The 18406-nt window shown below is 73.0% G+C and carries 20 protein-coding genes, 2 tRNA genes and 1 pseudogene; 13 read left to right on the top strand and 10 right to left on the bottom strand.

Annotated elements, in window-relative coordinates:
- Positions 1 to 8: 8 nt before the first annotated feature.
- Positions 9 to 917, top strand: a complete 909-nt coding sequence (locus L3X23_RS23780) for an MsnO8 family LLM class oxidoreductase (RefSeq protein ID WP_237194646.1) — start codon at positions 9 to 11, stop codon at positions 915 to 917.
- A gap of 21 nt (positions 918 to 938) precedes the next feature.
- On the opposite strand, the gene L3X23_RS23775 is transcribed toward L3X23_RS23780, so the two are convergent.
- The gene (locus L3X23_RS23775; protein WP_237194645.1) at positions 939 to 2096 is read right to left on the bottom strand and encodes a benzoate/H(+) symporter BenE family transporter; all 1158 of its coding nucleotides are present in this window, start codon (positions 2094 to 2096) and stop codon (positions 939 to 941) included.
- Between the two features lie 60 nt (positions 2097 to 2156).
- Between L3X23_RS23775 and L3X23_RS23770 the strand changes: the two genes are divergently transcribed.
- Positions 2157 to 2678, top strand: coding sequence for an XRE family transcriptional regulator (locus tag L3X23_RS23770; RefSeq protein WP_237194644.1), 522 nt, complete (start codon positions 2157 to 2159; stop codon positions 2676 to 2678).
- Between the two features lie 134 nt (positions 2679 to 2812).
- Positions 2813 to 3136, top strand: a complete 324-nt coding sequence (locus L3X23_RS23765) for a hypothetical protein (RefSeq protein WP_237194643.1) — start codon at positions 2813 to 2815, stop codon at positions 3134 to 3136.
- A 42-nt stretch (positions 3137 to 3178) separates the two neighbouring features.
- Here the strand turns inward: L3X23_RS23765 and L3X23_RS23760 are convergent, their stop codons facing one another.
- Positions 3179 to 4603 carry a glycoside hydrolase family 16 protein gene (locus L3X23_RS23760; RefSeq protein ID WP_237194642.1) on the bottom strand — a complete coding sequence of 475 codons (1425 nt, stop codon included), beginning with the start codon at positions 4601 to 4603 and terminating at the stop codon, positions 3179 to 3181.
- 331 nt (positions 4604 to 4934) lie between these two features.
- Between L3X23_RS23760 and L3X23_RS23755 the strand changes: the two genes are divergently transcribed.
- Positions 4935 to 5573, top strand: coding sequence for a response regulator transcription factor (locus L3X23_RS23755; protein ID WP_237194641.1), 639 nt, complete (start codon positions 4935 to 4937; stop codon positions 5571 to 5573).
- A gap of 51 nt (positions 5574 to 5624) precedes the next feature.
- On the opposite strand, the gene L3X23_RS23750 is transcribed toward L3X23_RS23755, so the two are convergent.
- On the bottom strand, positions 5625 to 5897 hold the full coding sequence (locus L3X23_RS23750) for a GlsB/YeaQ/YmgE family stress response membrane protein (protein WP_093089713.1): 273 nt from the start codon (positions 5895 to 5897) through the stop codon (positions 5625 to 5627).
- 304 nt (positions 5898 to 6201) lie between these two features.
- Here L3X23_RS23750 and L3X23_RS23745 point away from each other — a divergent pair, with 304 nt between their 5' ends.
- Positions 6202 to 6483: a GlsB/YeaQ/YmgE family stress response membrane protein gene (locus tag L3X23_RS23745; RefSeq protein WP_237194639.1), complete on the top strand. Its 282-nt coding sequence runs from the start codon at positions 6202 to 6204 to the stop codon at positions 6481 to 6483.
- Positions 6484 to 6552: 69 nt separating this feature from the next.
- Here the strand turns inward: L3X23_RS23745 and L3X23_RS23740 are convergent, their stop codons facing one another.
- Positions 6553 to 6930: a DUF4870 domain-containing protein gene (locus L3X23_RS23740; RefSeq protein ID WP_237194633.1), complete on the bottom strand. Its 378-nt coding sequence runs from the start codon at positions 6928 to 6930 to the stop codon at positions 6553 to 6555.
- 40 nt (positions 6931 to 6970) lie between these two features.
- Positions 6971 to 8026 (bottom strand): histidinol-phosphate transaminase, encoded by a 1056-nt coding sequence (hisC, locus tag L3X23_RS23735; protein ID WP_237194631.1) that lies wholly within the window; start codon positions 8024 to 8026, stop codon positions 6971 to 6973.
- 56 nt (positions 8027 to 8082) lie between these two features.
- Here hisC and L3X23_RS23730 point away from each other — a divergent pair, with 56 nt between their 5' ends.
- From L3X23_RS23730 to L3X23_RS23705, 6 genes are all read left to right on the top strand, one after another.
- The gene (locus tag L3X23_RS23730) at positions 8083 to 8754 is read left to right on the top strand and encodes a dienelactone hydrolase family protein (RefSeq protein WP_237194629.1); all 672 of its coding nucleotides are present in this window, start codon (positions 8083 to 8085) and stop codon (positions 8752 to 8754) included.
- Between the two features lie 52 nt (positions 8755 to 8806).
- Positions 8807 to 10765 carry an acetoacetate--CoA ligase gene (locus L3X23_RS23725; protein WP_237194627.1) on the top strand — a complete coding sequence of 653 codons (1959 nt, stop codon included), beginning with the start codon at positions 8807 to 8809 and terminating at the stop codon, positions 10763 to 10765.
- A 53-nt stretch (positions 10766 to 10818) separates the two neighbouring features.
- Positions 10819 to 10908 (top strand) — tRNA-Ser (locus tag L3X23_RS23720).
- A gap of 56 nt (positions 10909 to 10964) precedes the next feature.
- Positions 10965 to 11037, top strand: a tRNA-Arg gene (locus L3X23_RS23715).
- A 221-nt stretch (positions 11038 to 11258) separates the two neighbouring features.
- Positions 11259 to 12230, top strand: a complete 972-nt coding sequence (locus tag L3X23_RS23710; protein ID WP_237194626.1) for a hypothetical protein — start codon at positions 11259 to 11261, stop codon at positions 12228 to 12230.
- Between the two features lie 113 nt (positions 12231 to 12343).
- Entirely contained in the window at positions 12344 to 13918 is a 1575-nt protein-coding gene (locus L3X23_RS23705) for a Na+/H+ antiporter (protein ID WP_237194624.1), read from the top strand.
- A 27-nt stretch (positions 13919 to 13945) separates the two neighbouring features.
- On the opposite strand, the gene L3X23_RS23700 is transcribed toward L3X23_RS23705, so the two are convergent.
- From L3X23_RS23700 to L3X23_RS23675, 4 genes and pseudogenes are all read right to left on the bottom strand, one after another.
- Positions 13946 to 14089 carry a DUF899 domain-containing protein gene (locus L3X23_RS23700; protein ID WP_237194623.1) on the bottom strand — a complete coding sequence of 48 codons (144 nt, stop codon included), beginning with the start codon at positions 14087 to 14089 and terminating at the stop codon, positions 13946 to 13948.
- Between the two features lie 80 nt (positions 14090 to 14169).
- On the bottom strand, positions 14170 to 14877 hold the full coding sequence (locus tag L3X23_RS36675) for a cold-shock protein (RefSeq protein ID WP_374205004.1): 708 nt from the start codon (positions 14875 to 14877) through the stop codon (positions 14170 to 14172).
- Between the two features lie 30 nt (positions 14878 to 14907).
- Positions 14908 to 15105: pseudogene (locus L3X23_RS23680) on the bottom strand (cold-shock protein); the annotation flags it as partial.
- Positions 15106 to 15201: 96 nt separating this feature from the next.
- On the bottom strand, positions 15202 to 15813 hold the full coding sequence (locus L3X23_RS23675; protein WP_237194622.1) for a stage II sporulation protein M: 612 nt from the start codon (positions 15811 to 15813) through the stop codon (positions 15202 to 15204).
- A gap of 138 nt (positions 15814 to 15951) precedes the next feature.
- Between L3X23_RS23675 and L3X23_RS23670 the strand changes: the two genes are divergently transcribed.
- On the top strand, positions 15952 to 17124 hold the full coding sequence (locus tag L3X23_RS23670; protein WP_237194621.1) for a sensor histidine kinase: 1173 nt from the start codon (positions 15952 to 15954) through the stop codon (positions 17122 to 17124).
- A complete protein-coding gene (locus L3X23_RS23665) occupies positions 17111 to 17728 on the top strand; it encodes a response regulator transcription factor (RefSeq protein WP_237194620.1) in 618 nt (205 codons plus the stop codon). Before L3X23_RS23670 ends, L3X23_RS23665 begins: the two co-directional genes overlap by 14 nt.
- Before the next feature lie 6 nt (positions 17729 to 17734).
- On the opposite strand, the gene L3X23_RS23660 is transcribed toward L3X23_RS23665, so the two are convergent.
- On the bottom strand, positions 17735 to 18391 hold the full coding sequence (locus L3X23_RS23660) for a TetR/AcrR family transcriptional regulator (protein WP_237194619.1): 657 nt from the start codon (positions 18389 to 18391) through the stop codon (positions 17735 to 17737).
- Positions 18392 to 18406 lie beyond the last annotated feature (15 nt).

Raw genomic sequence — 18406 nt, 5'->3', positions numbered from 1 at the left:
AACCCGACGTGCGGCTGTCGCTGCTGGATCGGACGCGGACCCGGGTCGGCGAGCCCGACTCGGCGGCGGTGCGCGGCACCGTCGAACGGGCCCGACGCGCCGAGGAGCTGGGCTTCCACCGCTTCTGGGTCGCCGAGCACCACGCCGTGCCGGGGATCGGGTCGGGCGCGCCGACGGTCCTGATGGCCGCGGTCGCCGCCGCGACGAGCCGCATCCGCGTCGGCTCCGGCGGCGTGATGCTGCCGAACCATCGACCGCTCGTGGTGGCGGAGCAGGTGGGCGTGCTCGCGGCGTTGCATCCCGGGCGGATCGACCTCGGCGTCGGGCGGTCGCTGGGGTTCGCCCCGCCCGTGCGGCGTGCCCTCCAGGCCCGGGACTCCTTCAGCGAGGACCTCGAGGAGCTGCGCGCCTACCTCGACGGCACCGCGCCGATCACCGCCCGCCCCCAGCTCGACGAGCCCGTCCCCCTGTTCGTGCTGGCCACCGGCAAGGGGCTCGCGGTCGCCGGTGAGCTCGGGCTGCCGGTCGTGGTGGGTGGTCCGGTGCTCGACGACGCCGGCGCCCTGGCCGACTACCGCGCCCGCGGCGGACCGTCGGTGATCGTCTCGGTGGACGTGCTGGTCGGCGATCCCGTCCTGGCGCTCCCGGAGGCCTGGGCGCTGGCCGCCGCCCGCACCACCGGCGAGTTCCCGCCGCTCGAACCCCCGGACCCGGACCGCCCGCTGACCGACCGACAACGCACGACCGTCGAGAACGCCCTGGCCAGGACCATCGTGGGCGAGGCCGACTCGGTGCGGGCCCAGCTGGCCGACCTGGTCGCCCGGACCGGCGCCGACGAGCTCCTCCTGACCTCGTCGACCTGGGACCGCGCGGCCCTGGCCCGCTCCGACGCCGCCCTGTCCACGCTCCTGCGCTGAGGCCGTCGCGAGTCGGACGGCTCAGGGGGTGCGTGTGCGTCGGCGGTGCAGGAGGAGCATCGCGCCGCCCGCGAGGAGGCCCCAGAAGGCCGAGCCGATCCCCAGGAACGACACGCCCGCCGCGGTGACCACGAACGTCACGATCGCCGCCTCCCGGCCCTCGGGCTCGGCGACGGCCGAGGTGACCGCGCCCGCCAGCGCGCCGAGCAGCGCGAGCCCGGCCACCGCCTCGACGAGGATCGGCGGGGAGAGCAGCAACAGCGCCGTCGCGAGGCCTGCGCCGAGGCCCAGTACCGCGAGGCCGATCCCGGCCGTGACGGAGGCGATCCACCGGCGGTCGGGGTCCGGGTCGGCGTCGGGGCCCGCGGCGAGGGCGGCGCTGATGGCGGCGAGGTTCACCGCGTGCCCGCCGAACGGGGCGACGGCGAGCGTGGCCGCACCGGTGGCGACCAGGATGCCGCGCAGCCTCGGCCGGAACCCGTACTGCGCCATCACGGCCATGCCCGGGACGTTCTGCGAGGCCATCGTGACCAGGAACAACGGGAGGCCGATCCCGATCAGCGCCGCGGGCTCGAAGGTCGGCGTGGTCCAGACGAAGGCGGGTGCCAGGTCGACCCCGCCCAGCCCCGGCCCGGTCACCGCGATGGCGACGATCGCCACGACCAGCGCCGCGGGCACCGCCCACTGCCGCGCGAACCGCGCCGTCACCGCCCAGACGACGATCACCGGCGCGGCCAGCAGCGGCACCTCGTGCAGCGCCTGGACCGGTGCCAGGCACAGCTGCAGCAGCACCCCGGCGAGCATGGCGCCCGCGATGGGCCCGGGGATGGCCGCGATCAGCCGCCCGAGCGGCCGCACGAGCCCCGCGATCACGATCAGCACCCCGCAGAGCAGGAACGCCCCCTCCGCGGCGGCGAACCCGCCGTCGGGCACGCCGGAGGAGATCAGCAGGGCCGCGCCGGGCGTGGACCAGGCGATGCTGATCGGCATCCGGGTCCGCAGACCGAGCACCACGGCGACGATCCCGGAGCCCACGGCCACCGCCAGCAGGCCCGACGCCGCCTGGCCCTCGTCGGCCCCCGCGGCGCGCAGCCCCGTCAGCACCACCGTGAACGACCCGCCGAACCCGACGATCGCCGTGACGACCCCCGCCAGTACCGGCCGAGCGATCCCGCGCACACGTCCTCCCGCACCCACCGGCCATCGTTCCGTTTACGGAACGATGGCAGGATAGCCCACGTGGAGGCCCTTCCGGACGGTGCGGCGCACGTCGGCCCGCGGGTACGGGCGCTGCGCACCGAGCGGGGCCTGTCGCTCTCGGAGCTGGCGCGGCGCGCGGGCGTCGGCAAGGCCACGCTCTCGGGCCTCGAGACCGGCACGCGCAACCCCACGCTGGACACCCTGCACTCGGTCGCGGCCGCCCTCGGCGTGGCGCTGACCGCGCTGGTCGAGGGCCCACGGATCCACGGCGCGGCCGTGCGGATGGACCTGCTCCGGGTGTTCGAGGAGGGGCCCGCCACCTACGAGCTCTACCGGATGCGGATCCCGGCGGGCGCGGCGCAGACCTCGCCGCCACACCACCCCGGCGTCACCGAGCACGCGACGGTGTTCGCGGGGGAGCTCCGCGCCGGTCCGCTCCACGATCCCGCGACGGCCGGCCCGGGCGGGTATCTGGAGTGGGCGGCGGACGCTCCCCACGGGTACGCGGCGGTCGGGGAGCGGGACGTGCACGCGTCGTTGCTCATCCGATACCCGCGGTGACCGTGTCGACGCGTTGGGCCACGGATCGATCACCCTGCGGTGAAAGTGCGCCGTTCGGCGTAGCAGATTGCTAACGCCGCAGGTCAAGTGATCGACAATCCGGGTGACAGCGCACCCCGCCGATCGGACCGCCGATGACACTTCAACAGAGCTGGACCCTCGACGCCGAGACGGACCCGTTCGCCCGTGTCCGTGAGCGGCGTGCCCTCACCAACGCGCCCCGCCGCACCTGGCCGTCCGGGCCCACCACCTGGGCGGAGTCGGCCGCCCGCACGCGGCGCAGGCACCGCCGCGCGCGACTGAGCCGGTGGCTGACGGTCCTGGTGCTCCTCGCGGCCCTCGCCGCCGCGGGCGTGATCTGGCAGCTCGCGGACGGCACCCCGCTGGTCCTGCTCCGCGAGGCCCGCGACCAGGTCGAGCCCGCGATCGAGTCCCTCCGCAGGCTGATCCGGTCGTGAGGGCGATGGTCGCCGGAGCGACCATCGCCACGCACGGGGTGCTCAGGTCGCGTAGATGCGCATCCAGTCGACCTGCATCTCGGCGTTGCCCGCGGGACCGTCGCCGGGGAAGTAGTCCAGCTGGATGGTCGGGGCCATCTTGCCCGGCGGGAGGGTGTTGCCGTCGGTGCTGCGGAACCACTCGACGCCGTCGATGTAGCCGACGATCCCGTTGTTCGTCCACTCCACCGCGTAGTTGTGCCACTGCGTGATGTCGAGGTTGCGGGTCTCGGACACCTGGTTGTTCGCGGCGCCGTAGTGCAGGAAGAACGACACGTCGTCCGCGGCGCTGTTGGTCTCCGCGAAGTCGACCTCGCCGCCCCGCGGCCACTCGACGTCCGTGGGCCACAGGATCAGCACCGGGTGGTAGGCCGAGGTGCCCTTCGGGAACTTGGCGCGCATCTCGTAGCGGCCGAAGCGCTGCGAGTCGTTGTACATCATGCCGCCGGAGTTGCCGTTCGCGTCCCCGCGGATGGTGAGCACACCACCGTTGGTCGACACCGCGTCCGGGGTGCGCCGGCCGTTGCCGCCGTGACCCGCTCCGTCGTAGACGCCCCACTTGCCCAGGCCGCCGTCGAACTCGTCGCCGCCGACCTGGCGCCAGCCCATCCGCCCGGCGGCGGTGCTGCCGTCGCCCGCCGGTACGGCGACTGCGGCGCGCCCGGCGTTGCGCCCCGGCTGGGGTGCGACGACGGCGGCGGGCGGGTTCGTGGTCGTCGTCGCCCGGTCCTTCGCCGAGCCGACGACCTCGGCGAGCCCGCCGGGCGCCGGGATCGGCGCGACCCCGGTCGACGACGTCTCCGGCGCACCCTGCGCGGTGTCCGAGGACACCAGCGACGCGGAGAGGTCCGGGCCGTCGTCGGAGACCGGCTGCAGCAGCACGACGACCATGGTCGCGACCAGTACGGCCGCGGCACCGACGGTCAGCGGGGCGAGCCGCCGCAGCGTCGACCGCGGGGCCCGGCGGCGACCGCGCCGCGGGGGCTCGGGGGCCTCCCGCTCGATCACCGTGTCGGGTGTGTCCGTGTCGGGTGCGCCCGGGGCGTCGGCGGCGGCCGAGTGGCCCGCCACCAGGTCCGCGACCGCGATGACCGGCATGCCGGTCATCGGGCTCAGCGGGGGCGGGCCGTCCCCGTCGGGGTCCAGCTCGGGCAGCCCGTGCGGGCTGGTGTCACTGCCGAACTCCGCCAGCGGATCGGGGTCCGACAGCAGGGTGGAGTGGGTCAGCAGCGCGGGCTCACGCGGGGAGTCGTGGTCCGGCTGCAGGGTGGCGAGTGAGGAGGGGAGGGTCGACGTCGATTCCGCACGATCTTCGGCACGACGACGACGGCCCGTCCGCACAGTGGGGAGGCTGTGCTCTGCGGTGTAGCGTTCGACCAGCTCTCGGGGGTCGAGCCGATCCTCCGCAGCGGAGGGTTTCCGTCGCATGATGGTGAACCCTAAGTAGTCACGGGTGTGGTCACGGCCGAACCTGAGAGGTCGGGTTGCGCCAGCGCGCCGACAGGTCGTCGAACGGCGCCCGAGCGGCCCGACGTCCTCGCTTCACGAGCGCAGGCTACTCCATTCGGGCTATCGAGGCTCTCAGGCAACGCCGTTCGTCGCCTCCATCGGTGCCGCTCGAACCGTTGGCAGATTGTGATCGTGGGGGTTTCGGGCCACGCTGTCGGAGATGCTCCCCGCCGCTCCCCCGGGGGTCACCGTGTTCGTGCCGTCTCAGGCGACGGCCCGATCGTCCGTGCCCCCCTACGCCCCTGTCCTCGTGGCGCTGCCACCGACGGCCGCCTCGGCGTCCGTCGTGCGCTCCCTGCGTGCCGAAGGCATGCGGGCCGACCCCGCGGGCGACGGGATCGCCGTCCTCGACGCGATCCGCGCCGCGCCGCCCGCCCTCCTGGTGCTCGACGTCGACCTCCCCGGTCCCGAGCACGCCGCCGTCCTGGCCGCGGTGCACGCCGAGGCACCCAGTGTCCCCGTCGTGGTGCTCACCCCCCGAGAGCGCCGCAACGCCGTGCTGGCCCAGCTCCGCAGCGATCGGGACGACTACGTGGTCCGGCCCTTCGCCGTCGACGAGCTGAGCGCGCGGATCCGGCTGCGGCTGCGGCTCACCGGTTCCGTCGGACACGCGCTGATCCGCCGCGGCGAGCTGGTGGTGGACACCGAGCTCGGCGAGGTGAGTGTGGACGGCGTGCCGGTCTCGCTGTCCCCGACCGAGTTCGCGCTGCTCACGGCGCTGCTCGCCGAGCCGGGGGCGACCGTGTCGCACGAGGAGCTGGCCACCCAGGTCTGGTCCGAGCCCGCCTCGGCGAACCTGGTCCAGGTCTACATCTCCTACCTGCGCCGCAAGATCGGCGCGGAGCGCATCCGCACCGTCCGCGGCGCGGGCTACGTGCTGGAGGGATAGACGCGACGAGGGCCGCCCCCATCGGGAGCGGCCCTCGTGTGGTGTCGGTGACTACGCGTGCGAACGCGAGCGCCGGCCGACGATCAGGCGGTAGATGCCGAGCAGGATCAGCGCGCCGACCAGGGCGATCAGCCACGTGCGCAGGTCGAAGAACCCGCCCGTGCTCACGCCGAAGATCATCGAGCTGAGCCACCCGCCGAGCAGGCCGCCCACCACGCCGATGATGCAGGTCACGATGATGCCGCCCGGGTCCTTACCCGGCATGATCAGCTTCGCCAGCGCGCCGACGATCAGGCCGACGACGATCCATCCGATGACACCCATTGCTGCCTCCTACATGGTCGCACCGGGTTGTCCGGGCAGGCCGTTTCTGGTTCTGCCGAGGAATCCCCGGTCGACGCGTCGGCCAAACGGTCCGTGACCGAACTGCGATCTGACGGCCCAACAGCGTCGATCATGTGGCCGTGTCCGGTTCGCTCGGACGGGTGCATCGGCTGACCTGCGGGGGAATCGTCGGTAACACTTCGGCGGCAGACGCGTCGGCGGTGGTACGCGCAGCGCCGATCTCTGCTAGTCAGGTGCCCCGCGAACAGCCGTGGGGAGCTGTTCGCCGTTCCCAAGGAGCATCGTGACCCTCTCGTTCTGGGGCATCATCTGGACTCTGCTGATCGGCCTGGTGCTCGGCGTCCTCGGACGCCTGATCCTGCCCGGGAAGCAGAACATCCCGATGTGGCTCACCATCCTGGCCGGCGTCGTGGCGTCGATCGTCGGTTTCCTGATCGCGAACGCCCTCGGCGTGGCGACCACCAACGGCGTCGACTGGATCGAGCTGATCATCAAGATCGTGCTCGCCGTGGTGGCCGTGTGGGGCGCGACCAGGCTGTACGGCAACCGGGGTGCCCGGGCCTGACCCCGACCACACCGACTGCCCCGGACCACGCAGGTCCGGGGCAGTCGTCGTCAGGGGGCCGTCAGCGGGTCAGCTGATGAGGCGCAGGGTCAGGGGGTAGCGGTAGTCGACCCCCTGCGACGCCCGCACGGTCCCCGTGATCACGCAGACCACGTAGAAGACGCCGTAGAGCGGCAGCAGGACCAGCCCGATCCCCAGGAAGATCAGCAGCCCGAAGACGACGGTGTAGACCAGCGCGTTGATCTGGAAGTTCAGCGACTCGACCGCGTGCCTGCGCACGAACGGCGAGCTGCCGCCCTTGACCAGCATGACGATCAGCGGCGCGAACAGGCCCAGCGCGAACCACGCGGACACGAAGCTGAGGACATGGGAGGCCATGGCCCAGTTGCGCTCGTCGTCGCGCGGAACGAGCGGGGCCTGACCGGTGGGGAAAGGCTCGTAGCTCATACGTCCAGTATCCCGATCCCGCGGCCCGCCGCCTCAGGGTTCACCCCGAGAAACTGCGAGCGGCCGCGAGGAACCGGTCGTCCTCCTCCGCCGTGGTGACCGTGACCCGCACGCCGTCCGGGTGGAAGGGCCGCACGATCACGTTCCGGTCGGCGAGGCAGTGCGCCGCGAAGTCCGCGGTGCGCTCGCCGAGGGACACCCAGACGAAGTTCGCCTGCGTCTGCGGCACGGTGTACCCGGCCTCGAGCAGCGCCTCGCGCACGCGGACCCGCTCCGCGACGGCCTCCTTGCAGGCCGCGAGCAGCTCCCCGGCGGCGTCGAGCGCCGCCATCGCGGCGGCCTGGGCCAGCGAGCTGACGCTGAACGGCGCGCACACCTTGCGCAGTGCCGTCGCGATCTCGGGCGCGGTGATCGCGTACCCGACGCGCAGGCCCGCCAGCCGGTAGGCCTTCGAGAAGGTCCGCAGCACCACCAGGTTCGGGTGGCGCTGCAGCAGCGGGAGGCCGTCCACGGCCTCCGGGTCGGTGACGTACTCGTGGTAGGCCTCGTCGAGCACCACCAGGACGTCCGGCCCCACCGCGTCCAGGAACCGCTCGAACTCCGCGCGGTGCACCACCGTGCCGGTCGGGTTGTTCGGGCTGCAGACGAAGACCAGCCGCGTGTGCGGCGTGACGGCTGCGGCCATCGCGTCGAGGTCGTGGCGGAAGTCCCCGTCGAGCGGCACGGTGACCGACCGGGCGTTCCCGATCTGCGTGACGATGGGGTAGGCCTCGAAGGAACGCCAGGCGTACACGACCTCGTCGGTGGTCTCGCGGCAGCTGATCTGCACGAGCTGCTGGCACAGGCTCACCGACCCGCACCCGACGGCGATGTTCTCGGGCGCCACGTGCAGCTCGGTCGCGAGCCGCTCCGTCAGCGCCACCACGCCCAGGTCCGGGTACCGGTTGCCCCCGGCCGCGGCCTCCGCGATCGCCGCCAACACCGACGCCGGCGGCGCCAGCGCGACCTCGTTGCTGGCCAGCTTGAGCGCGCCGGGGAGGGCGCGCCCGGGCACGTACGCCGGCAGGGAGTCGAGGTCGGGGCGGATGAGGGTCATGGGCGTCACGGTAACCCGGACCACATCGGCGCCCCACACATGGAAGGCTCATGGTCATGAGCGAGATCCGCACCGAGGCGGTCCCCCTGGTCGACGGCAGTGATCTGCGGCTCACGGTGGCGGAACCGGACGGACCCGCCCGGGGCGGGATCGTCGTGCTGCACGAGGCCCGCGGGGTGACCCAGATGGTGCAGCGCCTGGTGGAGGGGATCGCCGGGGACGGCTGGCTCGTCGTCGCGCCGCACCTCTACCACCGGGACGGCACCGAGGACCTCGACACCGCCGAGCACGTGGCGCGCCTCGAGGGTGACCAGGTCATGGCGGACACCGACACCGCGTTCGGCTGGTTGGCCGAGCACGACATCGAGCCCGACCGGATGGGTGTGATCGGGTTCGACCTCGGCGGGAGCGTGGCGCTGCTGGTGGCGGCGCGGCGGACCCTCGGTGCCGCCGTCACCGTCGCGGGCGGCGGGATCTCCGAGCCGCTCGGTCCGCTCCCCGCGCTGATCTCGGCGGCCCCGGGGCTGACCTGCCCCTGGCTGGGCATCTACGGCGACCGGGACGACGTCGAGGAGCTCGACGGGCTGCTGGCCGCCGCCCGCGAGTCCGAGGTCGCCACCGACCTGGTCACCTATCCCGGGCGCGGCCACCGCTTCGACGACGACCCGGCCACCGCCGAGGACGCCTGGCAGCGGATGCTCAACTGGTTCGACTCGCACCTGCGCTGACGGGTGCCCGGGATCACTTCCCGGCGGGGGTGTCCTCCGACACGATGACCCCATGACGCTCGACGCCACCGACCCCGAGGTGCTCTGGACCCCTCCGGCGGGGCGGGACACCGCCATTGCGGAGTTCGCCCGGCGCAACGGGATCGACCCGAGCGACTACGCGGCCCTGCACGCCTGGTCGGTGACGGACCTGCCGGGTTTCTGGGCCGCGGTCGCCGAGTTCTGCGGGGTGATCTGGCGGACCGAGCCGACGGCCGTGCTCGGCTCGCGGGAGATGCCGGGAGCGCGGTGGTTCCCCGGCGGCACCCTGAACTACGCCGAGCACGCGCTCACCCCCGGCCCCGGGCGGGCGGACGCGGACGTCGCCGTGCGGACCGTGCGGGAGGACGGGCTCGAGCGCATCGTCACGCACGCCGAGCTGCGGGACCTGGTGGCGCGGGCGCGCACGGGGCTGGTCGCGGCGGGCGTCGGGATCGGTGACCGGGTGGTGGCCCTGGCGCCGAACTGCCTCGAGACGCTGGTGATGTTCCTCGCCGCCGCCTCGCTCGGCGCCGTCTGGTCCAGCTGTTCGCCGGACTTCGGGGCGCGCGCGGTGCACGACCGCTTCGCCCAGACCGAACCGTCGGTCCTGCTCGCCGTCGACGGGTACCGCTACGGCGGCAAGGGCTACGACGTCCGGCCCACGGTCGCGGCGTTGCAGCAGCAGCTGCCCACGCTGCGCCAGACCGTCCTCGTGTCCTACCTGGACCCGGCGGCGACGCTCGCCGACACCACGCCGTGGGCCGAGTTCACCGCGGCCACGGGCCCGCTGGAGTTCGAGCCGGTGCCGTTCGACCACCCGCTGTGGATCCTGTACTCCTCCGGGACCACCGGGCTGCCGAAGGGCATCGTGCACGGCCACGGCGGCATCGTCGTCGAGCACATGAAGGCGCTGCGGCTGCACAACGACCTGGGCCCGGGCGAGCGGTTCTTCTGGTTCACCACCACCGGCTGGATGATGTGGAACCTGATCATCGGCGGCCTGCTGGTGGGCTGCGAGATCGTGCTCTACGACGGCAACCCGGGCTTCCCCGACCTCGGCGCGCTGTGGGCCATGGCGGAGCGGCACGGCATCACCGTGTTCGGCGTCTCGGCGCCCTACCTGCAGTCCTGCCTCAAGGCGGGTCTGCGCCCGCGGGACTCCCACGACCTGTCGTCGGTGCGGGCGCTCGGTTCCACCGGCTCACCGCTGTCCCCGGAGGGCTTCCGCTGGGTCGCCGACGCCGTCGGCGAGCACATCCAGATCTGCTCGACCTCGGGCGGCACGGACGTCTGCGCGGCGTTCCTCGGGTCGGCCCCCACCGTGCCCGTCTGGCTCGGGGAGCTGTCGGCCGCGGCCCTCGGTGCGGACGTTCACTCGTTCGACGAGCAGGGCGCCGACCTGCAGGACGAGGTCGGCGAGCTCGTGATCACCCAGCCGATGCCGTCGATGCCGGTGATGTTCTGGAACGACCCGGACGGCGCGCGGTTGCGCGAGGCCTACTTCGAGGACTACCCGGGGCTGTGGCGCCACGGCGACTGGGTGCGGGCCACCCCGCGCGGGTCGTACGTCGTCTACGGCCGGTCGGACTCGACGCTCAACCGCGGTGGGGTCCGCATGGGCACCGCGGACTTCTACGCCGTGGTCGAAGGCTTCGACGAGGTCGCCGACTCGCTGGTGATCGACACCACAGCGCTGGGGGCGAAGGAGGAGGGCGCGCTGCTGTGCTTCCTCGTCCTGGCGCCGGGGGCGTCGCTGGAGGCGGTCGAACCGGTGCTGCGCAAGGCCCTGCGCTCGGAGCTGTCCCCGCGGCACGTCCCGGACCGGTTCGTCCTGGTCGAGGCGATCCCGCGGACGTTGAACGGCAAGAAGTGCGAGGTGCCGGTCAAGAAGATCCTGGCGGGGGTGGACCCGGAGAAGGCGGTGTCGCGCGATGCCCTGGCCAACCCGGACGCCCTCGCCCCCTTCCTCGCGATGGCGGGGGTCGGGTGATCCGGCTCCGCGGCCGTGTGTACTCTTGTCCGTGCTGAGGCCGAGAGGCCCCGGGAGGCTTCGCCTAGTCTGGTCTATGGCGCCGCACTGCTAATGCGGTTTGGGGTAACCCCCCATCCCGGGTTCAAATCCCGGAGCCTCCGCACCGGTCAGGTCGACTCCCGGGTCGATCGGGCCAGTTGATATAACTGAAGAGCACGCGCCCGTAGCTCAACGGATAGAGCATCTGACTACGGATCAGAAGGTTAGGGGTTCGAATCCCTTCGGGCGCACAGCACAGAATCAGGCCCTGACCAGCAAGTATGGTCAGGGCCTGACTCGTAGCTCGATCTCCGTGCTCCCCGTTCGGCGGCGCGGTGGTGGCAGGCGATGATCGTCCGCCACCGTGCCCGACCGGTCGTTGCTCCCGATCATCGGCTCGCGGCCACAGGCAGGCCGAACGGGGAGGTCGCGCGCCGGGAGGGGGCCGGTGAGGCCCTCGTAGGCTCGGGCCGTGAGCCCCCGCCGGTGGACGTCCGACCATCTCGTCGCGACGGTCGAGGCGCTCTGTGCGGTCGTCGTGATCGGGTACTGCGTCTCGATCGCCCTCACCCCGGGGACGAGCCCGGTGTTCCCGCTGCTCCTGGCCGCCGTGGTCGGCGGCGGCCTGCTGACGATGGCGGTCATCAGCCGGCGCAAGGGCTCCCGGACGCCCCCACCTCCGCCGACCCCGGTCCCGCCCCCGATGTCCGGGCCGACGCCCGGGCCGGGTCCGTCCGCAGCGTCAGGTCCGGATCCGATGCCGAGCGGCAGCGGGACGCGGGTGCAGGCGGGGGAGTCGGCCGAGGTGCGGCGGATCGTCGACGCGCTCGTGAGGGCTGGGGTGCTGACCGTGGCCCTCGAGCTGCCCGATGCGGAGCTGCCCGGCCACGACATCACCCCTGCCGACGTGCTGTCGGCGTTCGACGAGCAGCTGGGTCTGCGTGAGCCGCCCGGCTCGCTCCCCCTGACGGAGTTCGGGCCCCTGGCCTTCCACGACTCGCACACGGAGCAACTCGGCGCCACGCTGCGCGAGCAGGTCGCCGACCTGATCCGGCTCGGTGGGCTGACCGACGTCGCCGTCGAGGTGGAGCTGGAGTTCGACTCGTCCACCCCGGCCGTGCCCACCACTCTGGTCATCACCGACGGCAGGAGCACCGACGGCCCGCGGACGGTGGCCTACGTCGGTGCCACGAAGTACCTCAGCACCGTCGTGCACTCGGAGCTGGCCCGGCTGCTGCGCCGCCGGGCGACCGGCACCCGGCTGGCGTGGACGTGGAACGACCAGGGCGTCTGGATCACGGCGCTGACCGGGGTCGGGGTCGACGAGCTGAACGCGGATCTCGGGTCTGCTGCGGGCGCCCGGTTCACCTGGGTGGACGAGGAGGAACCGATCGCGGCGGGCGAGAGGGACGGCCGGCGCCGCGTGCACGACGAGCCGTCCTGACAGGTGACGCGGGTCGCGGAGACCCGGGCGGCACGCCGCAGCGGGGTCCGGGCAGCGGCTGCTGCCAGACCTGGCTCGGGCGTCGATCGGGCGTGAACGGGTAGCGGGGAGGTGTGCCGACCCAGGTCCTGTTGATCGTCGTCGTGCTCGCCGCGGGTGTCGTGGTGGGCAGACTCGTGAGCGCGAGCACGGGGCTGCCTGACGCCGCGGTGTACGTCCTACTGGGGGTCGCTGCGGCGTTCGTCCCGGGCGTCGACCAGGTGCGCTTGTCCCCGGACCTGGTGCTGTTGTTGTTCCTCCCGCCGCTGATCTACTTCGCGGGCTTCTTCACCGATCCCCGGGAGGGGCTGCGGCACCTGGTGCCGATCGTGGGGCAGTCGGTCGGTCTGGTGGTGGCGACCGCGGCCTGTGTCGCGGCGGCGTTGCTGTGGGTGGTGCCGGACCTCGGGTGGGCGGCCGCGATCGCCTTCGGGGCGGCGGTGGCCCCGCCGGACCCGGTCGCGGCCGGTGCGGTGCTGGAGCGGGTCGGGGCGCCACGTCGGCTGGTCACGGTGTTGGAGTCCGAGGGGCTGGTCAACGACGGCGTCGCGTTGACCCTGTTCGCGGTGGCCGTGGCCGCGGTCGGGGCGAGCACCTCCGCGGGAGAGATCGGGCTGACGCTGCTGCTGGAGGTCGGCGGCGGGATCGGGTTCGGGTTGGTGGTGGGCGTGCTCGCCGGTCTGCTGCGGCGGCGGGTGCGGGACACCGCGAGCCACGTCCTGCTGTCGCTGCTCACCCCGTACCTGGCGTTCGTGCCCGCGCAGGAGGTGCACGCCTCGGGTGTGCTGGCCACGGTGACGGCGGCGGTGTGGCTCGGCGTGCGCGGGCGCGGGTTGGTGGAGCCGACGGTGCGGCTGCACTCCGAGACGTTCTGGCGGGTGCTGAACACGCTTCTGGTGGCCGTGCTCTTCGTGCTGCTCGGAGTGCAGGTGCCAGAGCTGGTCCGTGCGGTCGGTGACTACTCCGTGTGGCTGCTGGTGGCGGCGGCCGTGGCGGTCGTCCTGGTCGCCGTGGTGGTGCGGCTGGGGTGGGTGATGGGCGCGACGCCGCTGAGCGGGCTCGTCACGGGCGGCCGCGATCCCGCGGCGGACATGCCATGGCGTGAAAGGCTGCTCGTGGGCTGGTGCGGCCCGCGTGGTGCCGTGTCGCTGGCGGTGATCCTGTCCCTGCCCGCGGTCGGTGCGGACGGCCTGGAGTTCCCCCACCGGGACCTGCTGCAGTTCCTGACCGTCGTGGTGGTGCTCGCGACCCTGGTCGGTCAGACCGTGCCGCTGCCCTGGCTGGTCCGGCGCCTTCGGCTGGGCCCGAGCCCCACCGAGCGCACCGAGGCCATGCGGGCACGGCGGGTGGCGGTCGAGGCTGCGCTGCGCGAGCTCGACGGCATCGAGCAGCGGGAGGAGCCGACCGCCGGGGTCGACGAGCTGCGGCAGGTCCTGCAGCTGCGCCGCGACGACCTCCACGGCCGGGCCGACTCCGCGGGGGAGAGCCGCACGGACGTCGCGGACCTGCGGCTGCGGCTCGTCGAGGTCGAGCGGGCCGCCCTGCGAGAGCTCCACGAGCGTGGCGAGATCTCCCGCCGCACCGTGGTCGCGCTCAGCCAGGACCTCGATCTCGACGAGACCCAGGTCCGACGACGCCGGCAGGTGTGATCGACCCGTGACGATCGGGTCGACGGTTCAGGGGCGGGCCGAGGGTGCGGGTTCGTCGTACTCGTCGTGGCGGCGCATCCAGAAGGAGAAGGGTGCCTGGGGCCAGCCGTCGGGGACGGCCTCGCCCACGATCTGCCCGCCGTAGGGGGTGAGGTCGAGGAGGCTGGACACGCTCGGCGTAGGCGGCGAGCGCGCGTGCCGCAGGTCAGCCCGGCCTCTCGAGGTCGATCAGCGAGCGGTGGGGCCGCCTTTCAGAGGCGTTCGACGCGGTCGGCCTGCGGGCCGCGGTCGCTCTGGCGCACCGCGTACCGGACCCGGTCACCCTTCTGCAGCGGCTCCGACCCCACGACGACGGACACGTGGGCGAAGAGGTCGTCCCCGCCTGCGTCCGGGGTGATGAAGCCGAAGCCGCGGTCGCCGTCGTAGCGCGCGACGACACCCTCACCGCCGCGCACGGGCGCGTTCCGCGCCGCCGGGGCGGGTGCCGACCGCCGCGGGGCCGTGGGGGGCTCGGGGTCCCGGACGAGGTGTACGTCGCGGGCCTGCGGGCCCTTGTCCCCGCTGACCACCTCGTAGGCGACGCGGTCGCCCTCCGCGAGCCACGTCAGCCCCTCGACCAGGGCCCGGGCGTGGACGAAGACGTCCCCGTCGCCGGAGTCGGGGGTGATGAAGCCGAAGCCCTTGTCCTCGTCGTACCAGGCCACCGTGCCGTCGGCGCCGTCCGCGGTGCCGGCCGCGGCGGGGGCGCCTGCCTCCGCACCCAGCGGGATCACGTGCCCGGCCTGCGGGCCGCGCTCGCCTTCGACGATCAGGAAGGCCACCCGCTGGCCCTCGGTGACCACGCCACCGGTCACGATGGCGGAGCTGTGCACGAAGACGTCGGCGCCGCCGCCGTCCGGGGAGGCGAAGCCGTAGCCCTTCGCCGGCTCGTACCAGGTGACGGTGCCGAGCAGTCCCACGGCGCTGCCGCTGGCGGCCTCGGCGGTGACGCGGACGCGCAGCGCCTGGGGCCCGCGGTCGTTCTCGCCGACATCGAACACGACGGCCTGACCCTCGCGGAGCACCGTGGCGCCGCCGCCCCCGACGATCTCGGAGGCGTGCACGAACACGTCCGGCGAGCCGTCCTCGGGCGCGAGGAAGCCGAATCCCCGTTCGGCGTCGAACCAACGGACGGTTCCCTGCGGCATCGAAGGCTCCAGGTCGAGAGGGCGGGCACTGGCCCCCAGTCTCTCTGACGGCCCTCACGGTCCGTTCGGGCGGGCCGGTGGCCGGCGTTCCGCGGGTCAGGCCGTCAGCAGCTGCGGTAGCAGGTAGACGACCGAGAAGGCCTCGTAGTAGGCGCCGATGACGAGGATCGCGACCGTCGGCAGGGCGAGCGCGGCGAGGCGCCGCAGGCCGATGAGGTAGGCGTGGCGGCGGGTGGACGCGCCGAGATAGGCGGGTCGGAGCCAGCCGCGGCCGAGTTGGTAGGCCCCGAACATGGCGAGGGCGTATCCCGTGAGTTCGATGATCAGCGTCAGGGAGTGCGGGATGAGCACGATCGCGGCCGTCCGGTCGGACGGAGCGATCGAGACGCCGACGTTGAACATGTAGACGGCGATGACCGGGATCCCCAGGAAGGGCACGACCAGCGACGGCAGGACGATGCCGGCGAGGGCGGCGACGAACAGGTTGATCAGGAGGATCACCGTTCCGAAGAGCCAGGGATTGGTGACCATCGTGGTCACGAGCTCGTCGGACACCCCGCCCGCGACGAGGGTGGGCAGCTCGAGACCGGGGAACAGCAGACCGGTCCCCATGCCCAGCAGGAGCGCCCCGAAGATCAGCACGAGAAGGAGCACCAGTGCGCGCGGGTCGGAGCGCAGGATGTCGAGGGGTCGACGGAACAGGGTCATGGCGTCCTCTCGGAGGGTCGGCTGTCGCAGCGCAGCACACCAGCGACCCGCACCGCCGGTGTAGTGGCGTGGTGTCACCGGAGGAGGTGACACCACGTCACTACCGTCGAGGAGCGATGTGGCCGATCGTTGACCGACATGGGGGTCGTGGAGGGCGTCGAGGAGAGCCTGGAGGTCACGCGCGCGCGTCGGGCCGCGCTGGTCACCGCGGTCGCCGCGATCGCTCCACTGTGTCTGGTCGGGGTGGCGCTGACCGTCGACAGCTGGTGGGAGGGGCTCGTCATCGCCGCCGGCCTGCTCCTGGCCCACGGCGTGCTCCAGGAGTGGAGCCTGGACGGCTATCGGCCGCGTGCGGTGTTCGCGCTGGTGTTCACCGGGGCGAGCTGGGTGGTCGCCGCCCTGACCGCGAGCAACCCGCTCAACTTCGTGCCCTTCGCGCTCCTCGGATCCCTGTTCCTGGTCCGCCGCCCCCGGCATCGGGTGCGCTGGCTCGGCGCACTCGCGGTCGCCGTCGCGGCGGTGGGGGCCGCGGCGCTGCTGTTCCGGCCACCGACGCCGGCCCTCGCCGCGGTCTACGTGCTGCTCCCGCTCGTCGGCACGGTGTTCGTCGCCGCGGTGATCGTCGTCAGCGAGTACGCGTGGGTCGTGGTGCGGCGTCTGGAACGGGCACGGGAGACCGAGCACGAGTTGGTGATCGCCCGCGAGCGGACACGCTTCGCAGGCGACCTCCACGACATCCAGGGGCACTCGCTGCACGTCATCAAGCTCAAGGCCGCCTACGCCCAGACGCTGATCCGCGGCGGCGACACCGCCACGGCCGACGCCGAGCTCGGCGAGATCCGCGGGCTCGTCGACGACGCCCTGACCAGGACCCGCGAGCTCGCCCACGCCCGGCACCGGCTCAACCTGGCCACGGAGCTGGAGAACACCCGCCGCCTCGGTGAGGCCGCGGGGATCGCGGTCGAGATCCGGCACGACACCACCGACGACACGCCCGCCCACCCGCTGTTGGCGCAGGTGTTGCGCGAGGCCACGACCAACCTGCTCCGCCACGCCCGGCCGGGCACGGTGCGCATCACCGCGTCGGCGACCGGCGTCGACATCACCAACGACGGTCTCCCCGCCGATGCGCCACCCGAACCGCGCCTGCGCGGGCTCGCCCGGCTGCGGGACCGGATCGAGGCGGCGGGCGGCACGATGCGGGTGGTCAGGACGGCCGAGACCTTCGGCGTCCTCGCCCACCTGTCCACCCCACGACCCGTACCCGCGGGTCCCGAGGCTCCGGAGGGCCGGACCGATGTCCGACGGTGAGGTCGCCCGCATCGTCCTGGCGGACGACGAGCGACTGCTGCGTTCGGCGATGGCGGCCCTGCTGCCGCTGGACGGCACGGTCGACGTCGTCGCCCAGGCCGAGGACGGGGCCCAGGCGGTGCGGCAGACCCTCCTGCACCGCCCCGACGTGCTCGTCATCGATCTCGAGATGCCCGGCACCCACGGCCTCGACGCCGTCGCGCAGGTTCGGGAGCACCATCCCGAGCAGGCGATCCTCATGCTCACCCGGCACGCCCGGCCGGGGGTGCTCCGCCGGGCGCTCACGCTCGGCGTGCAGGGTTTCATGAGCAAGAGCGCCGATCCCGAGGACATCGTCCGGGTGATCCACGAGGTGCGGGCGGGCCGACGCTGGATCGCCCACGAGGTCCTCGAGGCGTCCGTGAGGGATGACTGCCCGCTCACCGATCGCGAGCTCGACGTGCTGGCCGAGACCCGGGAGGGCTACTCGGTCGAACGCATCGCCCGCCGGCTCCACCTCGCCCAGGGCACCGTGCGCAACTACCTGTCCAGCGCGCTGCAGAAGACCGGCACGCGTACCCGTCACGACGCGGCACGCCATGCGCGAGAACGCGGCTGGCTGTAGGCCCGATCAGCGAGCCAGCCGATCGAGCAGCTCGGTCAGCAGGGCGTGCTCGCCCCGGGTGAGGTCGCCCGTGTCGTCGTCGAGCATCGCGCGCAACCGGAGCGCGGCACTGGCGCGGGTCGTGGGGGCCTCGGCCGCCGTCAGGTCCAGTGTGCCCGCCAGCGCGGCCTCGCGGACGCGGTCGGACAGGGCGAGGTCGGGCTCGGGCTGGGTGATCAACGTGAGCGTCACACCCACGTTCGCGGCGAGGACCTGTTCGGCGGCGTCCTCCGCGGGCACCTTGAGCAGGCCCTTCACGGCCGCCTCGCTGAACCTCTCGCGCAGTGCGGCGTGGGCGGGCGCGGTGACCGCACAGGGCCTTCCCGGCTCGGCGCGGCCGTAGAGCAGGGCGTAGAACGCCGGGTGCTCCAGCCCGAACCGCACGTGCCGGTCCCAGCCCTCGCGCAGGTCGTCGAGCGGGTCACCGGAGCTCTCCATGGCCGTGTACTGGGTGAAGCCGTGGTTCGCCACGGCGTCGATCAGGCCCTGCTTGCTGCCGAAGTGGTGATACAGCGTCGGGGCCTGGACGCCCGCGCGCTCGCACACGGCCCTCGTGGACACCGTGCCCCCGCTCTCCAGCAGTTCTGCTGCGGCGAGCAGGAGACGGTCGCGTGCGTTCTGCATACCGCTATGGTAGAC

This window comes from Pseudonocardia sp. WMMC193 (genome assembly GCF_021728735.1).
GTDB classification, from domain to species: domain Bacteria; phylum Actinomycetota; class Actinomycetes; order Mycobacteriales; family Pseudonocardiaceae; genus Pseudonocardia; species Pseudonocardia oroxyli.
Note: the sequence above shows the minus strand (reverse complement) of the source record. Positions and strands in the feature narration are given on the sequence as shown.